15 protein-coding genes are annotated in these 16,238 nt (G+C 66.8%); 2 read left to right on the top strand and 13 right to left on the bottom strand.

From position 1 onward, the window contains the following. Positions 1-81: 81 nt before the first annotated feature. The 13 genes from secG to AC3WXD_RS12000 all read right to left on the bottom strand — a co-directional run bounded on the left by secG (position 82) and on the right by AC3WXD_RS12000 (position 14,847). Positions 82-450 (bottom strand): preprotein translocase subunit SecG, encoded by a 369-nt coding sequence (secG, locus tag AC3WXD_RS11940; protein ID WP_029043743.1) that lies wholly within the window; start codon positions 448-450, stop codon positions 82-84. Positions 451-496: 46 nt separating this feature from the next. Continuing rightward, positions 497-1,234, bottom strand: coding sequence for a triose-phosphate isomerase (tpiA, locus tag AC3WXD_RS11945; protein ID WP_492323763.1), 738 nt, complete (start codon positions 1,232-1,234; stop codon positions 497-499). Positions 1,235-1,346: 112 nt separating this feature from the next. Then, positions 1,347-2,351 carry an NAD(P)H-quinone oxidoreductase gene (locus AC3WXD_RS11950; protein ID WP_020203627.1) on the bottom strand — a complete coding sequence of 335 codons (1,005 nt, stop codon included), beginning with the start codon at positions 2,349-2,351 and terminating at the stop codon, positions 1,347-1,349. Positions 2,352-2,535: 184 nt separating this feature from the next. Then, positions 2,536-4,698 carry a polyribonucleotide nucleotidyltransferase gene (pnp, locus tag AC3WXD_RS11955; protein WP_492323764.1) on the bottom strand — a complete coding sequence of 721 codons (2,163 nt, stop codon included), beginning with the start codon at positions 4,696-4,698 and terminating at the stop codon, positions 2,536-2,538. Between the two features lie 435 nt (positions 4,699-5,133). Then, positions 5,134-5,406 carry a 30S ribosomal protein S15 gene (gene rpsO / locus AC3WXD_RS11960; RefSeq protein ID WP_020203625.1) on the bottom strand — a complete coding sequence of 91 codons (273 nt, stop codon included), beginning with the start codon at positions 5,404-5,406 and terminating at the stop codon, positions 5,134-5,136. 217 nt (positions 5,407-5,623) lie between these two features. After that, a complete protein-coding gene (locus AC3WXD_RS11965; RefSeq protein ID WP_020203624.1) occupies positions 5,624-6,871 on the bottom strand; it encodes a branched-chain amino acid ABC transporter substrate-binding protein in 1,248 nt (415 codons plus the stop codon). Between the two features lie 338 nt (positions 6,872-7,209). Then, entirely contained in the window at positions 7,210-8,748 is a 1,539-nt protein-coding gene (locus tag AC3WXD_RS11970; protein WP_020203623.1) for a 2-isopropylmalate synthase, read from the bottom strand. A 360-nt stretch (positions 8,749-9,108) separates the two neighbouring features. After that, complete coding sequence (lysM, locus tag AC3WXD_RS11975) at positions 9,109-9,603, bottom strand: peptidoglycan-binding protein LysM (RefSeq protein WP_020203622.1); 495 nt, start codon at positions 9,601-9,603, stop codon at positions 9,109-9,111. 156 nt (positions 9,604-9,759) lie between these two features. Further along, entirely contained in the window at positions 9,760-10,656 is an 897-nt protein-coding gene (pssA, locus tag AC3WXD_RS11980) for a CDP-diacylglycerol--serine O-phosphatidyltransferase (protein WP_020203621.1), read from the bottom strand. A gap of 30 nt (positions 10,657-10,686) precedes the next feature. Then, positions 10,687-11,331, bottom strand: coding sequence for a phosphatidylserine decarboxylase (locus AC3WXD_RS11985; protein ID WP_020203620.1), 645 nt, complete (start codon positions 11,329-11,331; stop codon positions 10,687-10,689). A 154-nt stretch (positions 11,332-11,485) separates the two neighbouring features. Then, positions 11,486-12,502, bottom strand: coding sequence for a ketol-acid reductoisomerase (ilvC, locus tag AC3WXD_RS11990; RefSeq protein WP_454731211.1), 1,017 nt, complete (start codon positions 12,500-12,502; stop codon positions 11,486-11,488). A gap of 90 nt (positions 12,503-12,592) precedes the next feature. Continuing rightward, positions 12,593-13,084 (bottom strand): acetolactate synthase small subunit, encoded by a 492-nt coding sequence (gene ilvN, locus AC3WXD_RS11995; protein WP_020203618.1) that lies wholly within the window; start codon positions 13,082-13,084, stop codon positions 12,593-12,595. Continuing rightward, positions 13,084-14,847 (bottom strand): acetolactate synthase 3 catalytic subunit, encoded by a 1,764-nt coding sequence (locus AC3WXD_RS12000; RefSeq protein ID WP_029043741.1) that lies wholly within the window; start codon positions 14,845-14,847, stop codon positions 13,084-13,086. The genes ilvN and AC3WXD_RS12000 overlap by 1 nt, the downstream gene beginning before the upstream one ends. Before the next feature lie 390 nt (positions 14,848-15,237). Between AC3WXD_RS12000 and AC3WXD_RS12005 the strand changes: the two genes are divergently transcribed. Beyond that, the gene (locus tag AC3WXD_RS12005; protein ID WP_020203616.1) at positions 15,238-15,804 is read left to right on the top strand and encodes an RNA polymerase sigma factor; all 567 of its coding nucleotides are present in this window, start codon (positions 15,238-15,240) and stop codon (positions 15,802-15,804) included. Then, positions 15,801-16,238, top strand: coding sequence for a DUF3619 family protein (locus tag AC3WXD_RS12010; RefSeq protein WP_492323765.1), 438 nt, complete (start codon positions 15,801-15,803; stop codon positions 16,236-16,238). Before AC3WXD_RS12005 ends, AC3WXD_RS12010 begins: the two co-directional genes overlap by 4 nt.

Below are 16,238 nucleotides of genomic sequence, written 5' to 3' on the forward strand. Positions count from 1 at the left end.
CTTGCATTCTAACCCAAAATTCTTGTTTTGTTCAACGCACAACTACAAAAATCTTCAAGAATCCGTCGCAAGGCCGCTTGATTATTTCGGTACTGCGGGCGCGGCTGCGCCGGAGGCTGCCACGGTCGGCGCAGCGGGGGCCGAAGCCGCCGCGGCGGGTGCCGGCGCCGACTGCGGAGCGGCGCCCATCACGCCCAGCGAGGCAGTGGGACGGTAGTTGCCCATCAGCGTCAGGCTCAGCGTGCAGATGAAGAACAGCGACGCCAGCACGGCCGTGGTGCGCGACAGGAAGTTGGCCGAGCCGGTGGCGCCGAACAGGCTGCCCGAGGCGCCCGAGCCGAACGCCGCGCCGACGTCCGCGCCCTTGCCATGCTGCAGCAGCACCAGACCGATCACGCCAAGCGCGGACAGTACCTGCGCCACTACCAACAAAGTTTTGAAAATTGCCATTTGGTTCGATTCGCTTGCCTGATCAGACCATGTGAGCGGCCGGCATTCAGGCGTTGCCGATCGCGAGGAAATCGTCCGACTTCAGCGCGGCGCCTCCGATGAGGCCCCCGTCGATGTCGGGCATGGAAAACAGTTCTGCCGCGTTGTCCGGCTTGACGCTGCCGCCGTACAACATGGCCATGCCGGCCGCCACGCCGGCGTCGCGCGCCGCCACGCGGCCGCGCAGGAATGCGTGCACGGCCTGGGCCTGCGCGCTGCTGGCGGTCTTGCCGGTGCCGATCGCCCAGACCGGCTCGTAGGCCAGCACGACGCGCGCGAGCTGCTCGGCCGACAGCGCCGCCAGCACGGCGTCGAGCTGGCGGCCGACCACCGCCTCGGTCTCGCCCGCCTCGCGCTGCGCCAGGGTCTCGCCCACGCACACCACCGGCACGATGCCGGACTCGAGCGCGCGCACCGCCTTGGCGGCCACCACGGCATCGGTCTCGCCATGATAGCCGCGGCGCTCCGAATGCCCGACCAGGACGTAGGAAACGCCGAATTCGGCCAGCATCGAAGCCGCCACCTCGCCGGTGAACGCGCCGCGCGCCTCGGCCGAGACGTCCTGCGCGCCCCACGCCACGGCCGTGCCGGCCAGCAGCGACTGGCACTGCGCCAGGTACGGGAACGGCGCGCACACCGCCAGGCGGGCGCGGGCCGGTGCGGCCTTGATACCTGCCAGCAGGGCCGCGTTGGCGGCCAGGCTGCCGTGCATCTTCCAGTTGCCGATGACGAGCTTTTGTCTCACGGAGCGCCTCTCTCGATAAAACCCGCTATTGTAGCGCGGGCGCGGGCCCTACGCCACCAGAGCGGCCCTGGACCGGCCCTGGGAAGCGCCCCGCGCCCTGCCCCGCCGTCCCTTACCAGGTCAGCACGATCTTGCCGATGTGCTCGCTGGACTCCATCAGGCGGTGCGCGTCGGCGGCCTGCGCCGCCGGGAAGGTCTGGTGGATCACCGGCTTGATCTTGCCGGCGGCCAGCAGCGGCCACACGTGCCGGTGCAGCGCCTGCGCGATCTCGCCCTTGAACGCCACCGGGCGCGGGCGCAGCGTCGAGCCAGTCACGGTGATGCGCCGGCGCAGGATGTCGGCCAGCGGGATCTCGGCCTTGGCGCCGCCCAGCAGCGCGATGATGACGATGCGGCCGTCGTCGGCCACGCAGGCCAGCTCGCGCGCGAGGTAGGGGCCGGCCACCATGTCGAGGATGACGTCGGCGCCGCGCCCGCCGGTCAGCGCCTTGACCTCGGCGACGAAGTCCTCGGTCTTGTAGTTGATGGCGCGGTCGGCGCCGAGCGCCTCGCAGGCGCGGCATTTCTCGATGCTGCCGGCGGTCACGAAGACCTTGTGGCCGAGCGCCTTGGCGATCTGGATGGCGGTGGTGCCGATGCCGCTCGAGCCGCCCTGGATCAGCAGGGTCTCGTCCTTGCCGAGCGGGCCGCGCCCGAGGTAGCCGCGGTCGAACACGTTGCTCCACACCGTGAAGAAGGTCTCGGGCAGGGCCGCCGCCTCGACGTCCGACAAGCCCGCCGGCACTGGCAGGCACTGCGCCGCGGGCGCCGCGCACAGCTCGGCGTAGCCGCCGCCCTGCACCAGCGCGCACACGCGGTCGCCGAGCTTGAGGCCGAAGCGGTTGTCGGCATGCGCGAGGTCGCCGCCGGCCACCACGCCTGCCACTTCCAGGCCGGGCAGATCGGACGCGCCCGGCGGCACCGGGTAGTTGCCGGTGCGCTGGAACACGTCGGGGCGGTTGACGCCGGCGGCGCTCACGCGGATCAGGATCTCGCCCGCGCGGACCTCGGGATCGGGGCGCTGCGTCAGCTGCAGGACCTCGGGGGCGCCGTATTCGCGGATTTCGATGGCTTGCATGTCTTCTCCTTGCATTGCGCATGCGGCGGCGTGCGCGCATGGCTGGGGTCGGTATCGGGGGGGCCGGCGGCGGCGCGGCCCCTGGAGGCGCGCCGCGGCGCCGGGCCGGGACTCGCGCAGTGTAAACAAAAAAACGGCTGGACATCGCCAGCCGTTTTTCCTGCTACGGGTACCGCGGGGCAGCTTACTGCTGCTGTTCCGCCGACGGGTTCGCCGGCGCGTCGCTGTTGACGATCGGGCTGATGCTGCCGCCCTCTTCGGCCAGCGCGGCCTTCAGGGACAGGCGCAGGCGGCCCTTCTCGTCGGCCTGGATCAGCTTGACGCGAACCTGCTGGCCTTCCTTGAGCCAGTCCTTGATGTCCTTGACGCGCTCGTTGACGATCTCGGAGATATGCAGCAGACCATCCTTGCCCGGCAGGATGTTGACGATCGCGCCGAAGTCCAGCAGCTTGAGCACGGTGCCGGCGTAGATCTTGCCCACTTCGGCTTCCGCGGTGATGCCTTCGATGCGGCGCTTGGCTTCGGCCATGCCTTCGGTCGAGGTCGAGGCGATGGTGATGGTGCCGTCTTCCTGGATGTCGATGGTGGTGCCGGTTTCCTTGGTCAGCGCCTGGATGGTCGAGCCGCCCTTGCCGATCACTTCGCGGATCTTGTCCGGATGGATCTTCATGGTGATCATGCGCGGCGCGTGCTCCGACAGCTCGGTGCGCGCGTGGCCCATCGCGTCCTGCATCTTGCCCAGGATGTGCAGGCGGCCTTCCTTGGCCTGCGCCAGCGCGACCTGCATGATTTCCTTGGTGATGCCCTGGACCTTGATGTCCATCTGCAGCGCGGTGATGCCGGCGTCGGTGCCCGCCACCTTGAAGTCCATGTCGCCGAGGTGGTCCTCGTCGCCGAGGATGTCGGTCAGCACGGCGAACTTGTTGCCTTCCAGGATCAGGCCCATCGCCACGCCGGCGACGTGCGCCTTGACCGGAACGCCGGCGTCCATCAGCGCCAGGCAGCCGCCGCACACCGAGGCCATCGACGACGAGCCGTTCGATTCGGTGATCTCGGAGACCAGGCGGATGGTGTAGGCGAATTCGTCGTCCTTCGGCAGCACCGGGATCAGCGCGCGCTTGGCCAGGCGGCCGTGGCCGATTTCACGGCGCTTCGGGCTGCCCACGCGGCCGGTCTCGCCGGTGGCGAACGGAGGCATGTTGTAGTGGAGCATGAAGCGGTCGCGGTATTCGCCGGCCAGCGCGTCGATGATCTGCTCGTCGCCCTTGGTGCCCAGCGTGGCCACCACCAGCGCCTGCGTCTCGCCGCGGGTGAAGATGGCCGAGCCGTGCGCGCGCGGCAGCACCGACGAGCGGATCTCGATCGGGCGCACCGTGCGGGTGTCGCGGCCGTCGATGCGCGGCTCGCCCGACAGCACCTGGCTGCGCACGATCTTCGCTTCGATGTCGAACAGCACGTTGCCCACTTCGACCTTGTCGGCTTCCACGCCGGCTTCGGCCAGTTGGGCCGTCACGGCGGCGTAGACTTCCTTGAGCTTCTGGCTGCGCGCGGACTTCTGGCGCAGCTGGTAGGCGTCCTGCAGCAGCGGCAGCGCGATCTCGCCGATCTTGGCGATCAGCGCTTCGTTCTTCGGCGCCGGCGCCCAGTCCCACTCGGGCTTGCCGCCGTCGCGCACCAGGTCATGGATGGCGTTGATGGCGGTCTGCATCTGCTCGTGGCCATAGACCACGGCGCCCAGCATCACGTCTTCCGACAACTGGTTGGCTTCCGACTCCACCATCAGCACGGCGCGCTCGGTGCCGGCCACGACCAGGTCGAGCTCCGACGCGGCGATCTGCGCGCGGGTCGGGTTGAGCAGGTACTGGCCGTCCTTGTAGCCGACGCGGGCCGCGCCCACGGGGCCGCTGAACGGGATGCCCGACACCGCCAGCGCGGCCGAGGCGCCGATCAGCGCGGGGATGTCGGCCGGCACTTCCGGGTTCAGCGACAGCACGTGGATCACCACCTGCACGTCGTTGTAGAAGCCTTCCGGGAACAGCGGGCGCAGCGGACGGTCGATCAGGCGCGAGGTCAGCGTCTCGTTTTCCGACGGACGGCCTTCACGCTTGAAGAAACCGCCGGGGATCTTGCCGGCGGCGTAGGTCTTCTCGATGTAGTCGACGGTCAGCGGGAAGAAGTCCTGGCCGGCCTTGGGCGACTTGGCGGCCACCACGGTGGCCAGCACCACGGTGTCTTCCACGTCGACGATCACGGCGCCGCCAGCCTGGCGGGCGATTTCGCCGGTTTCCAGGCGCACCGTGTGCTGGCCCCACTGGAATTCCTTGACGACTTTATTGAACATGGTCATGAGCGTTCCTTTGTTCGTGCTTGCACGCTTGTGCAATGCCCGCGTTAGCAGCCGCGGGCGAACCGCCGGATGCGCGTCGGTCGCGGTCACAGGGAAGTGCTATGCCATTCCAGCGGGATACCCGCGACCGCGGATACCACGCTGGAATGACACAAAGCCCCGCTTCCTTGCCCGACTCCGGTGTGAAAAAAAGCTAAAGAACGGACTAACTTACTCCGTTGCACGTCTTGGCGCAACGGGCGCCAGGCGGTGGCGCCTGGCGCTGCCGGATGGAACCGAAGTCACAACGGACATCGCGCCACCCGGCAGCGTCGCGGGCCTCGGCCCGCAAAAACAAAATGCCTGCATCAGCAGCGCTGACGCAGGCATTCATGGCTTCACGCGAAGGCGTGCAGTGCATCCATTCGCGCTGCCATCCGGACGATCCTGGGGTGCTTACTTGCGCAGGCCCAGCTTCTCGATCAGCGAACGATAGCGGTCGGCATCGTTGGCCTTGAGGTAGTCCAGCAGGCGGCGACGACGGCTCACCATGCGCAGCAGGCCGCGGCGGCTGTGGTGATCCTTCATGTTGGCCTTGAAGTGGGGGGTCAGTTCGTTGATGCGGTTGGTCAGCAGGGCGACCTGGACTTCGGGGCTGCCGGTGTCGTTGGTTGCGCGTGCGAACTGCTTGATGATGTCGGTCTTGCTGCTGGTTTCGGCTGCTGCCATGATGATTTCCTTTTCACTTGCGAACGCTACAGCGCGGGATGCGCCGCCTGCGTCGTGCCTTTTGCATTGCCCTTTTGCATTGCTTGTGCTGCTGGTTTGCGATGCTTGCGTTGCTTTTCAGGCATGTTTGCCGCCGCCCGCCCCGTGGATGACCCCGGTTTGGCTGTGACAGCCGGTGATTATAGCGGAAATCCGGCCGCGCTTGCCAGCAAATCCCTCAGAACCGCTCCATCTGGCATGTCGTCGGCAATGTGGTCTGCGCTGCCTTCAGTTTCCTGACCGTGCGGAAGCCGTAGCCCGAGCCCTCGTTGTCGAAGCGCACCTCCCCGCCCTGCTTCTCCATCACCGACACGTAGAGCGGCTGCAGCACCTGGTGGTCGCTGGCGCGGATGGTGGCCTCGTGGAAGTCGTTGACGTAGCGCATGTCCTCCAGCGCGTGCGCCACCTTGACGGCGTCGGTCGAGCCGGCCCGCTCGATCGCGCGCGCCAGCATCTCGACCATCATCTGCATGCGCAGGTGGACGTAGTCGTCGCGCGGCTCGGGGTAGCGCGCGCGGAAGGCCCGGTAGAACGCATCCGAGGCGGCGCCGCCCACGTTCGGGTGCCATTCGGCCACCGCCAGCACCCGCCCCACCCCGGCGTCGCCCATCGCCGCGGGCGCGCCCAGGCCGTTGCCGTAGAAGGTGTAGAACCTGGCGTTCAGGCCGCCTTCGCGCGCGGCCTTGACCATCAGCGTCAGGTCGTTGCCCCAGTTGCCGGTGATGACGGCGTCCGCGCCGCTGGCCTTGATCTTGGCGATGTACGGCGCGAAATCCTTGATCTTGCCGATCGGGTGGAATTCGTCGCCGACGATGCGCAGGTCGGGGCGCTTGGCGGCCAGCATCTCGCGCGCCGAGCGCGCCACCTGGTGGCCGAAGCTGTAGTCCTGGTCGATCAGATAGACGCGGCGCACGCCCGCGTCGGCGCGGATGACCTCGGTCAGCGCCTGCATGCGCATGTCGGCGCTGGCGTCGAAGCGGAAGTGCCAGAAGCTGCAGTTCTCGTTGGTCAGCGCCGGGTCGACCGCCGAGTAGTTGAGGAACAGCACGCGCGCGTCGGGCTGGCGCTGGTTGTGGCGGTTGACCGCGCCGACCAGCGCGGCGGCCACCGCCGAGCTGTTGCCCTGCAGGACGAACGGCATGTGGCGGTCGGTCAGCGCGCGGAACTGCATCAGGCTCTCGTCGACGTTGCCCTTGCTGTCGAGCGTGACCAGCTCGAACGGGCGCGCGCCCTGCGCGGTCTTCACGCCGCCGCGCGCATTGACGCGCTCCACGGCGATGCGCAGGTTGCGCACCACCGCGTCGCCGGCGTTGGCGAACGGACCGGACAACCCTTCGATCATGCCCAGCCGGATCGGCTCCTGCGCGCCCGCGCCCGCGGCGGCCAGCGCCAGCAGGCAGCCGGCCAGCCATCGTCTACTCCACATCGAGAGCCCTCCCGTCGAAAGCGATGCATGGTAAGCCACGGACGCGGGCCGAGGCAAACCGCGGCGGCCCTCGCCCGACAGAAAGCGCGGCGCCGCGAAGGCGGCACCATGACGCCCGTTGCCACGGGATGCGCGCCGGATGCCGGCGCCGCTGAAGCCCGCGCATTGCGCGCGGGGAACGCGAGAAGCCGCAAAGACGGCGCGAAGGAAGCGCAAAGACAGCGCAAAAGACAGCCCAAACGAAACGCAAAACGCCCGCCAGCGTCCTCGTGGGAAACGGGCGGGCCGGTTCAAGCCGCGCGGCCGGATAGGCCGCGGGCTTGCCGCGGGGATCCGGGTCAGATCTGCGGGTTGATCTTCTGCACGGCCTTGTCGTGCAGCTTGTTCAGCGCGGCCAGGTAGGCCTTGGCCGAAGCCGCCACGATGTCCGGGTCCGTGCCGACGCCGTTGACGATGCGCCCGGCCTTGGACAGGCGCACCGTCACTTCGCCCTGGGCCTGGGTGCCCGTGGTGATGGCGTTGACCGAATACAGCACCTGCTCGGCGCCGCTGTTGACCTTGCTTTCGATCGCATGCAGGGTGGCGTCGACCGGGCCGTTGCCCTCGGCCTCGCCGATCAGTTCCTGGCCGTCCATGTTGAAGACCACGCGCGCGTGCGGACGCTCGCCGGTTTCCGAGCGCTGCGACAGCGAGATGAAGCGGAAGTGGTCGTTGACGTCGTGGGCCTCGTCGGAAACGATGGCCATGATGTCTTCGTCGAAGATCTCGGCCTTCTGGTCGGCCAGTTCCTTGAAGCGCGCGAAGGCGGCGTTGATCTCGCTTTCGCTGTCGAGCGTGATGCCGAGCTCCTGCAGGCGCTGCTTGAACGCGTTGCGGCCCGAGAGCTTGCCCAGAACGATCTTGTTGGCGCTCCAGCCCACGTCCTCGGCGCGCATGATCTCGTAGGTGTCGCGCGCCTTGAGCACGCCGTCCTGGTGGATGCCCGAGGCGTGCGCGAACGCGTTGGCGCCGACCACGGCCTTGTTGGGCTGCACCACGAAGCCGGTGATCTGCGAGACCAGCTTGGAGGCCGGCACGATCTGCGTGGTGTCCACGCCGACGTCCATGTCGAAGTAGTCGCGGCGCGTCTTGACCGCCATCACCACCTCTTCGAGGCTGGTGTTGCCGGCGCGCTCGCCGAGGCCGTTGATGGTGCACTCGACCTGGCGCGCGCCGCCGAGCTTGACCGCCGCCAGCGAGTTGGCCACCGCCATGCCGAGGTCGTTGTGGCAGTGCACGGACCAGATCGCCTTGTCGGAATTGGGGATGCGCTCGCGCACCGAGCGGATCAGCGCGGCGTAGCCTTCCGGCACCGCGTAGCCGACCGTGTCGGGCAGGTTGATGGTGGTGGCGCCCTCGGCGATCACGCCTTCGAGCACGCGGCACAGGAAGTCCATGTCCGAGCGGCTGCCGTCCTCGGGCGAGAACTCGATGTCGTCGGTGAACTGGCGCGCGAAGCGCACGGCCAGGCGGGCCTGCTCATAGACCTGGTCCGGCGTCATGCGCAGCTTCTTCTCCATGTGCAGCGCCGAGGTGGCGATGAAGGTATGGATGCGGAACGAGTTGGCCGGCTTGAGCGCCTCGGCGGCGCGGGCGATGTCCTTGTCGTTGGCGCGGGCCAGCGAGCAGATGGTGGAGTCCTTGACCACCTGGGCGATCGCGCGGATGGCCTCGAAATCGCCGTTGGAGCTGGCCGCGAAGCCAGCTTCGATCACGTCCACCCTCAGGCGCTCCAGCTGGCGCGCGATGCGGATCTTTTCCTCGCGGGTCATGGAGGCGCCGGGCGACTGCTCGCCGTCGCGCAAGGTGGTGTCGAAAATGATGAGTTTGTCGGACATGGATGGGGCTCCTGGGCTTTATCTGTTGTGCTTGGCGTCTGGCGGGCCTGGCCTGTTCTCGCTGCGCCGGCGCTGAATGCAGAACGCCCCGGCGTGCAGTGATGCAGGCCGGGGCGTTTGTGAATCCTGTGTGACTTTGCGCGAGGGTGTTGGCTTCCCTCAGCGCGAACGCGTCCCGACCTGATGGCCTAGTAGGCCACCTAGCGTGGTGCGGGCGAGTAGGGCTTGGCGCGAAATCATGTCAGCGACTATAGCCGAGAAGCCGGGCGCGCGCAACATGGACGCATCAATCGTGCCGATAGTCGATGCCCGATGGCCGCAGGCGGTGTCCGCGCCGCCCCGGCCATCGGCGCCCCGCCGTCAGGCCTTGGGCGGGATGCGCAGCTTCTGCCCCGGATAGATCTTGTCCGGGTTCGACAGCATCGGGCGGTTGGCCTCGAAGATGGCGGTGTACAGCGCGCCGTTGCCGTAGGCGGTCTGGGAGATCGCCCACAGCGTGTCGCCCTTGACCACGGTGTGCCATTGCGACTCGGCCGTCTCCACGTTGACCGACATCTTGTCGTCGACCTTGTCCACGCCCTGCACGTTGCCGCAGCACAGGATGATCTTCTCGCGCGTGGCCTGGTCCGGCGCCACGCCGAACACCGTCACCAGCCCCTGCGAGCCGTCCACCTGCACCGTCAGCCCGGTGGCGTCCAGGCCCATCTGCCTGATGTAGCCCTCGATGGCGTCGCCAGCGGCGCGGTTGGCCGCATCGGCATCGGCCGCGGGCGCGGCAGCGGGCGTGGCCGCCTTGGCCTCGCCGCCGCCGAACAGTTTCTCTCCTGCTTCCTTGATGAAGTCGAGCATGCCCATGAGAACCTCCTGTGATCGTGAAAAGGAACAACAACGCAACAGCGGCGCAACAGCAGCCGGGATCAGAGAGCCAAGATAAGAGAGCGGCGGTAAAAGAGCGAGCACTGAAGAGTAAAAAAAAGAAAAGGCGCCGCAGCGCCTTTTCACCGGAATGGCTCAGGAACGTTCGTTCCCGCCGTCGCGCGCCTTGCGCACGCCGGCCGGCTGCCCGTGCAGCGCGCGCCAGCCCCACAGCAGGTAGCCGGAGATCGCGTAGGCCACGAACAGCCCGAACAGCGCCACCGGCGGGTCGGTCGACACCACCACGAACAGCACCAGCACCAGCACCATCATGCCGAACGGCACGCGGTAGCGCACGTCGAGCGCCTTGCCGCTGTAGAACGGCGCGTTCGACACCATCGACAGCCCGGCGTACAGCGTGATGCCGAACGCCACCCACGGCATCCACAGGTCCTTGACCGGCAGCTTGTTGTCGATCACCAGCCACACGAAGCCGGCCACCAGCGCCGCCGCCGCCGGGCTGGGCAGCCCCTGGAAGAAGCGCTTGTCGACCACGCCGATGTTGGCGTTGAAGCGCGCCAGGCGCAGCGCGGCGCAGGTGCAGTAGACGAAGGCGGCGATCCAGCCCCATTTGCCGAGGTCGTGCAGGATCCACTCGTACATCACCAGCGCCGGCGCCACGCCGAACGAGGTCATGTCGGACAGCGAGTCGTACTGCTCGCCGAACGCGCTCTGGGTATTGGTGATGCGCGCCACGCGGCCGTCCATGCCGTCCAGCACCATCGCCGCGAAGATGGCGATGGCCGCCGTGTCGAAGCGCATGTTCATGGCCTGCACGATGGCGAAGAAGCCGGCGAACAGCGCCGCGGTGGTGAAAGCGTTGGGCAGCAGGTAGATGCCACGCCGGCGCGGCCGCACGTATTCGATGTCGGGGTCGGCGGCATCGTCGTAGCCGTCCGGCTCGCCGCCGCGCAACTGATTGTGGCGGAACGGACGCAGATGCGTCACGTTGCCGTTGCTGGCGCGCTTGTTGCGCCGGTTGAATGCACCCATGCCTGTTTTCTCCAGTGGCCGCGGGCCGGATCAGTCCAGCTCGGCCAGGACCGTCGACGACGCCGACACTTTCTCGCCGATGGTCACGCGCGGGCGCGCGTCCACCGGCAGGTACACGTCCACGCGCGAGCCGAAGCGGATGAAGCCGTAGCGCTGGCCGCGCGACAGGGTCTCCCCCACCCGGGTATAGCAGAGGATGCGGCGCGCCACCAGCCCGGCGACCTGCACCAGCGTCACCACCTTGCCGTCGCCGGCGCGGCGGATCACCACGGCGTTGCGCTCGTTCTCGAGCGAGGCCTTGTCGAGGTCGGCGTTGACGAACTTGCCGGGGAAGTATTCGACCTTCTCCACCTGGCCGTCCACCGATACGCGGTTCGAGTGCACGTTGAACACGTTCATGAACACGCTGATCTTCAGCGCCTCGCGCCCGGCATAGGGGTCCTGGGTTTTCTCGACCACCACGATGCGGCCGTCGGCCGGGGCCAGCACGGCGTTCGGCTGGGCCGGGATCGGCCGCGGCGGGTCGCGGAAGAACTGCAGCACGAACAGCGTGACGATCCACAGCGGCAGGGCCCACCAGAAGCCGGCGCTGACCTGCACCAGCAGCGAGATGACAAAGGCAATGCCCAGGAACGGCCAGCCTTCACGGGCGATCAGCGGATGAGGATAGTTCATGCAATGCTTGGTAGAAGGTAAAGTCTGACAAGGATAACAAAAAGCCGTCCAGCCCCCGCGCGAAAGCGCCCCCGGAAGCGGGGACCGAACGCGCGGAAGGCCGGACGGCCGCGGCCCGCCGCGCGAAACGGCGGGCCCAGGACTGCATTCCGACTTAGTTCTTCGACTGGTCGACCAGCTTGTTCTTGGCGATCCAGGGCATCATGGCGCGCAGCTTGGCGCCCACTTCCTCGATCTGGTGCTCGGCCGTCAGGCGGCGGCGCGAGATCAGGGTCGGCGCGCCGGCCTTGTTCTCGAGCAGGAAGCTCTTGGCGTACTCGCCGGTCTGGATGTCGGTCAGGCACTGCTTCATGGCCTTCTTGGTCTCCGCGGTCACGACGCGCGGGCCGGTGACGTACTCGCCGTATTCGGCGTTGTTGGAGATCGAGTAGTTCATGTTGGCGATGCCGCCTTCATAGATCAGGTCGACGATCAGCTTCAGTTCGTGCAGGCACTCGAAGTAGGCCATTTCCGGCGCGTAGCCGGCTTCCACCAGCGTCTCGAAGCCGGCCTTGATCAGCTCGACGGTGCCGCCGCACAGCACGGCCTGCTCGCCGAACAGGTCGGTTTCGGTTTCTTCGCGGAAGTTGGTCTCGATGATGCCGGCGCGGCCGCCGCCGTTGGCGGTAGCGTACGACAGGGCGATGTCACGGGCGGCGCCGGACTTGTTCTGGTGCACGGCGATCAGGTGGGGCACGCCGCCGCCTTGCGCGTAGGTCGAGCGCACGGTGTGGCCCGGGGCCTTCGGCGCGATCATGATCACGTCGAGGTCGGCGCGCGGGATCACGGCGCCGTAGTGCACGTTGAAGCCGTGGGCGAAGGCCAGCGCGGCGCCTTCCTTGATGTTGTCGTGCACTTCGTTCTTGTACACCTCGGCGATCTGCTCGTCCGGCAGCAGGATCATGACCACGTCGGCGGACTTGACCGCCTCGGCCACTTCCTTGACCTGCAGGCCGGCGTTGACGGCCTTGTTCCACGATGCGCCGCTCTTGCGCAGGCCGACCGTGACCTTGACGCCCGAGTCGTTCAGGTTCTGCGCGTGGGCGTGGCCTTGCGAGCCGTAGCCGATGATGGTGACGTTCTTGCCCTTGATCAGGGAGAGGTCGGCGTCCTTGTCGTAAAACACTTTCATGATGGTTCCTTCAAGCTTTCGTTTTCGTGTGTCGGGGTAGCGGCTGCCGCGCGGCGCGCGGCGATGCTGCCCGGGGATACTGCAATCGGGTCAGACCTTCAGGATGCGTTCGCCGCGGCCGATGCCCGAGCCGCCGGTACGGACGGTCTCGAGGATGGCGGCGCGGTCGATGGCGTCGAGGAAGGCGTCGAGCTTGACGCCGTTGCCGGTCAGCTCGATGGTGTAGGTCTTCTCGGTGACGTCGATGATGCGGCCGCGGAAGATGTCGGCGGTGCGCTTCATTTCCTCGCGCTCCTTGCCGACCGCGCGCACCTTGACGAGCATCAGCTCGCGCTCGATGTGCGCGCCTTCGGTCAGATCCACCACCTTGACCACCTCCACCAGGCGGTTCAGGTGCTTGGTGATCTGCTCGATCACGTCGTCGGAGCCGCTCGTGACGATGGTCATGCGCGACAGCGAGGCGTCCTCGGTGGGTGCCACCGTCAGCGTCTCGATGTTGTAGCCGCGCGCCGAGAACAGGCCGACCACGCGCGACAGCGCGCCCGGTTCGTTTTCCAGCAGGACCGAAATGATATGTCGCATCACAGGTCCTCCGCGCCGAGCAGCATCTCGGAGATGCCCTTGCCGGCCTGCACCATCGGCCACACGTTTTCGGTGGGGTCGGTCTGGAAGTCGAGGAACACGGTACGGTCTTTCAGGCGGAACGCTTCGCGCAGCGCGGGCTCGACGTCCGAGGTCTTCTCGATGCGCATGCCGACGTGGCCATAGGCCTCGGCCAGCTTGACGAAGTCGGGCAGCGCGTCCATGTAGGAGTGCGAGTAGCGGTTGTCGTACTCGATCTCCTGCCACTGGCGCACCATGCCGAGATAGCGGTTGTTGAGCGCGCAGATCTTGACCGGGGTGTCGTACTGCAGGCAGGTCGACAGTTCCTGGATGCACATCTGGATCGAGCCTTCGCCGGTGATGGTCACCACTTCCTTCTCGGGGAAGGCTTTCTTGATGCCCATCGCATACGGCAGGCCCACGCCCATCGTGCCCAGGCCGCCGGAATTGATCCAGCGGCGCGGCTGGTCGAACTTGTAGAACTGCGCGGCCCACATCTGGTGCTGGCCGACGTCAGAGCAGATGTACGCATCGCCCTTGGTCAGTTCCCAGATCTTCTCGACCACGTACTGCGGCTTGATGATCTCGGAATTGCGGTCGTACTTGAGGCAGTCCACCGAGCGCCACTGCTCGATCTGCTCCCACCAGCGGGCCAGGGCCTCGCGCCGGGGCTTGACGTCGCTGGCCTGCAGCTGCGAGATCAGCTCCTGCAGCACGTCCTTGACGTTGCCCACGATGGGGATGTCCACCTTGACGCGCTTCGAGATCGAAGACGGGTCGATGTCGATGTGGATGATCTTGCGCGGCTGCGAGGTGAAGTGCCCCGGGTTGCCGATCACGCGGTCGTCGAAGCGCGCGCCGATGGCGATCAGCACGTCGCAGTTCTGCATGGCCATGTTGGCTTCATACGTGCCGTGCATGCCGAGCATGCCGACGAACTGCTTGCTGGTGCCGGGGAACGAGCCCAGGCCCATCAGCGTGTTGGTGACCGGATGGCCGGTCAGCGCGGCCAGCTGGCGCAGCTCCTCGCTGGCGTTGGCCAGCACCACCCCGCCGCCGGCGTAGATGAACGGCCGCTCGGCGCCCTGCAACAGCGCGAGCGCCTTGCGGATCTGGCCCGAATGGCCCTTGTTCACCGGGTTGTACGAGCGCATGTCGATCGACTTGGGATACTCGTACTTGCAGGCGTTGCGCGAGACGTCCTTGGGGATGTCCACCACCACCGGGCCGGGACGGCCGGTCGCGGCGATGTAGAACGCCTTCTTGATGGTCGAAGCGAGATCGCGGACGTCCTTGACCAGGAAGTTGTGCTTGACGATCGGGCGGGTGATGCCGACCGTGTCGCACTCCTGGAATGCGTCCTGGCCGATGGCGTGGGTCGGCACGTTGCCGGTGATCACCACCATCGGGATCGAATCCAGGTAGGCCGTGGCGATGCCCGTCACCGCGTTGGTGACGCCGGGACCCGAAGTCACCAGGGCGCAGCCCACCTTGCCGGTCGCGCGCGCATAGCCGTCCGCGGCATGGACCGCGGCCTGCTCGTGGCGCACCAGGATGTGCTCGATCTTCTTCTGCTTGTAGAACTCGTCGTAGATATACAGCACTGCGCCGCCGGGGTAGCCCCAGACGTACTCGACGCCTTCTTCGGCAAGTGCGTGAACGAGGATTTCCGCACCGATCATTTCGGGTGCGGCAGATGAATTGCTGTCTGCGTGGGAGAATTCCGCGCTGGGCATGTTCATTTCAGTCCTTTGCAATTTTCGGCAAAAAATTGTTCGGATGCTCTCTGCCGGGCTTGTGGCGCGGGTTCAAGCGGTGCGCGTCTGCATGGTAGACCGCCTCATAAGCGGCCTGATGAGACAACCACTGATGTCGTGAACCGACGATGATACCGCAATGCATCAGGCTGGTCTACGGCTTTCTGCCTGCCCGGGCGCGCCCGGCGCGGTGCGGTTTTCCGCGCGCGCCGCGGCCATTGCAGCCCGTGCCGGCGGGCCCGTGAATGACCGCAACAAAGAACAAAGATGGTCACCCACAGGGTTATTTGCTAGCATTCCCCCCATTTTGGACGTGCGGGCAGCCGTAACCCGCACATCCACCGGCCGCGGCCTCACCGTCTGTACCCCGCCTGCATGGCAACCGATCAGGAACTATCCGACTTTCTCGCCAGCGTCGAGCGGCGCGCCTTCAAACAGGCCGTGTTTGCGGTGCGCGACGACGAGGCCGCCCTGGACATCGTCCAGGACGCCATGATCAAGCTCGCCGAGAAATACGGCGACAAGAGCGCCGGCGAACTGCCGCCGCTGTTCCAGCGCATACTGCAGAACACCATCCACGACTGGTTCCGCCGTCAGAAGGTGCGAAACACCTGGGTCACGCTGTTTTCCAACCTGCGCGACGACCGGGAAGGCGAAGATAATGACCTGCTCGACACTTTCGAGGCCGAAATCGGCTCCGAATCCGCCGAAAGCAGCGCCGACAAAGTGGAACGCGCCCAGACCATGCACATCATCGAACAGGAGATCCAGCGCCTGCCGACACGTCAACGCGAAGCTTTCCTGATGCGTTACTGGGAGGATATGGACGTCGCGGAAACGGCTGCTGTCATGGGATGCTCGGAAGGCAGCGTCAAGACTCACTGTTCCCGCGCCACGCACACACTGGCGCAGGCATTGCGAGCGCGGGGGGTCCGACTATGAGTAACAGAAACGAAAAAGAAGTCAATGAACGCCGCCTGGCACACGAGATTCGCACGGCACTGGATGCCTCGGCGAACGCGTTGCCGGCCAATGTGACCGAACGGCTCGCCGCCGCGCGGCGCATGGCGCTGTCGCGCCGCAAGGCGCATGCCGCGGTGGCCGCGCCGCAGCTGGCCACGGCCGGCGCGGCCACGGTCTCGTTCGACGAAGACGATTCGCCGCTGCACCGCGCGGGCGCCTGGCTGCGCCGCCTCGGGCTGGTGTGGACGCTGGTGGCGCTGGGCGCCGGCCTGATCGGCATCTACCACTGGCAGCAGCAGAAGCGCGTGGACGAGCTCGCCGACGTGGATGCCGCCATGCTGCTCGACGACCTGCCGCCGGCGGCCTACGCCGACCAGGGCTTCCACGTGTTCCTGAAACGCGGTCAGCAATAG

The organism is Cupriavidus sp. FW216-B1, from assembly GCF_058789195.1.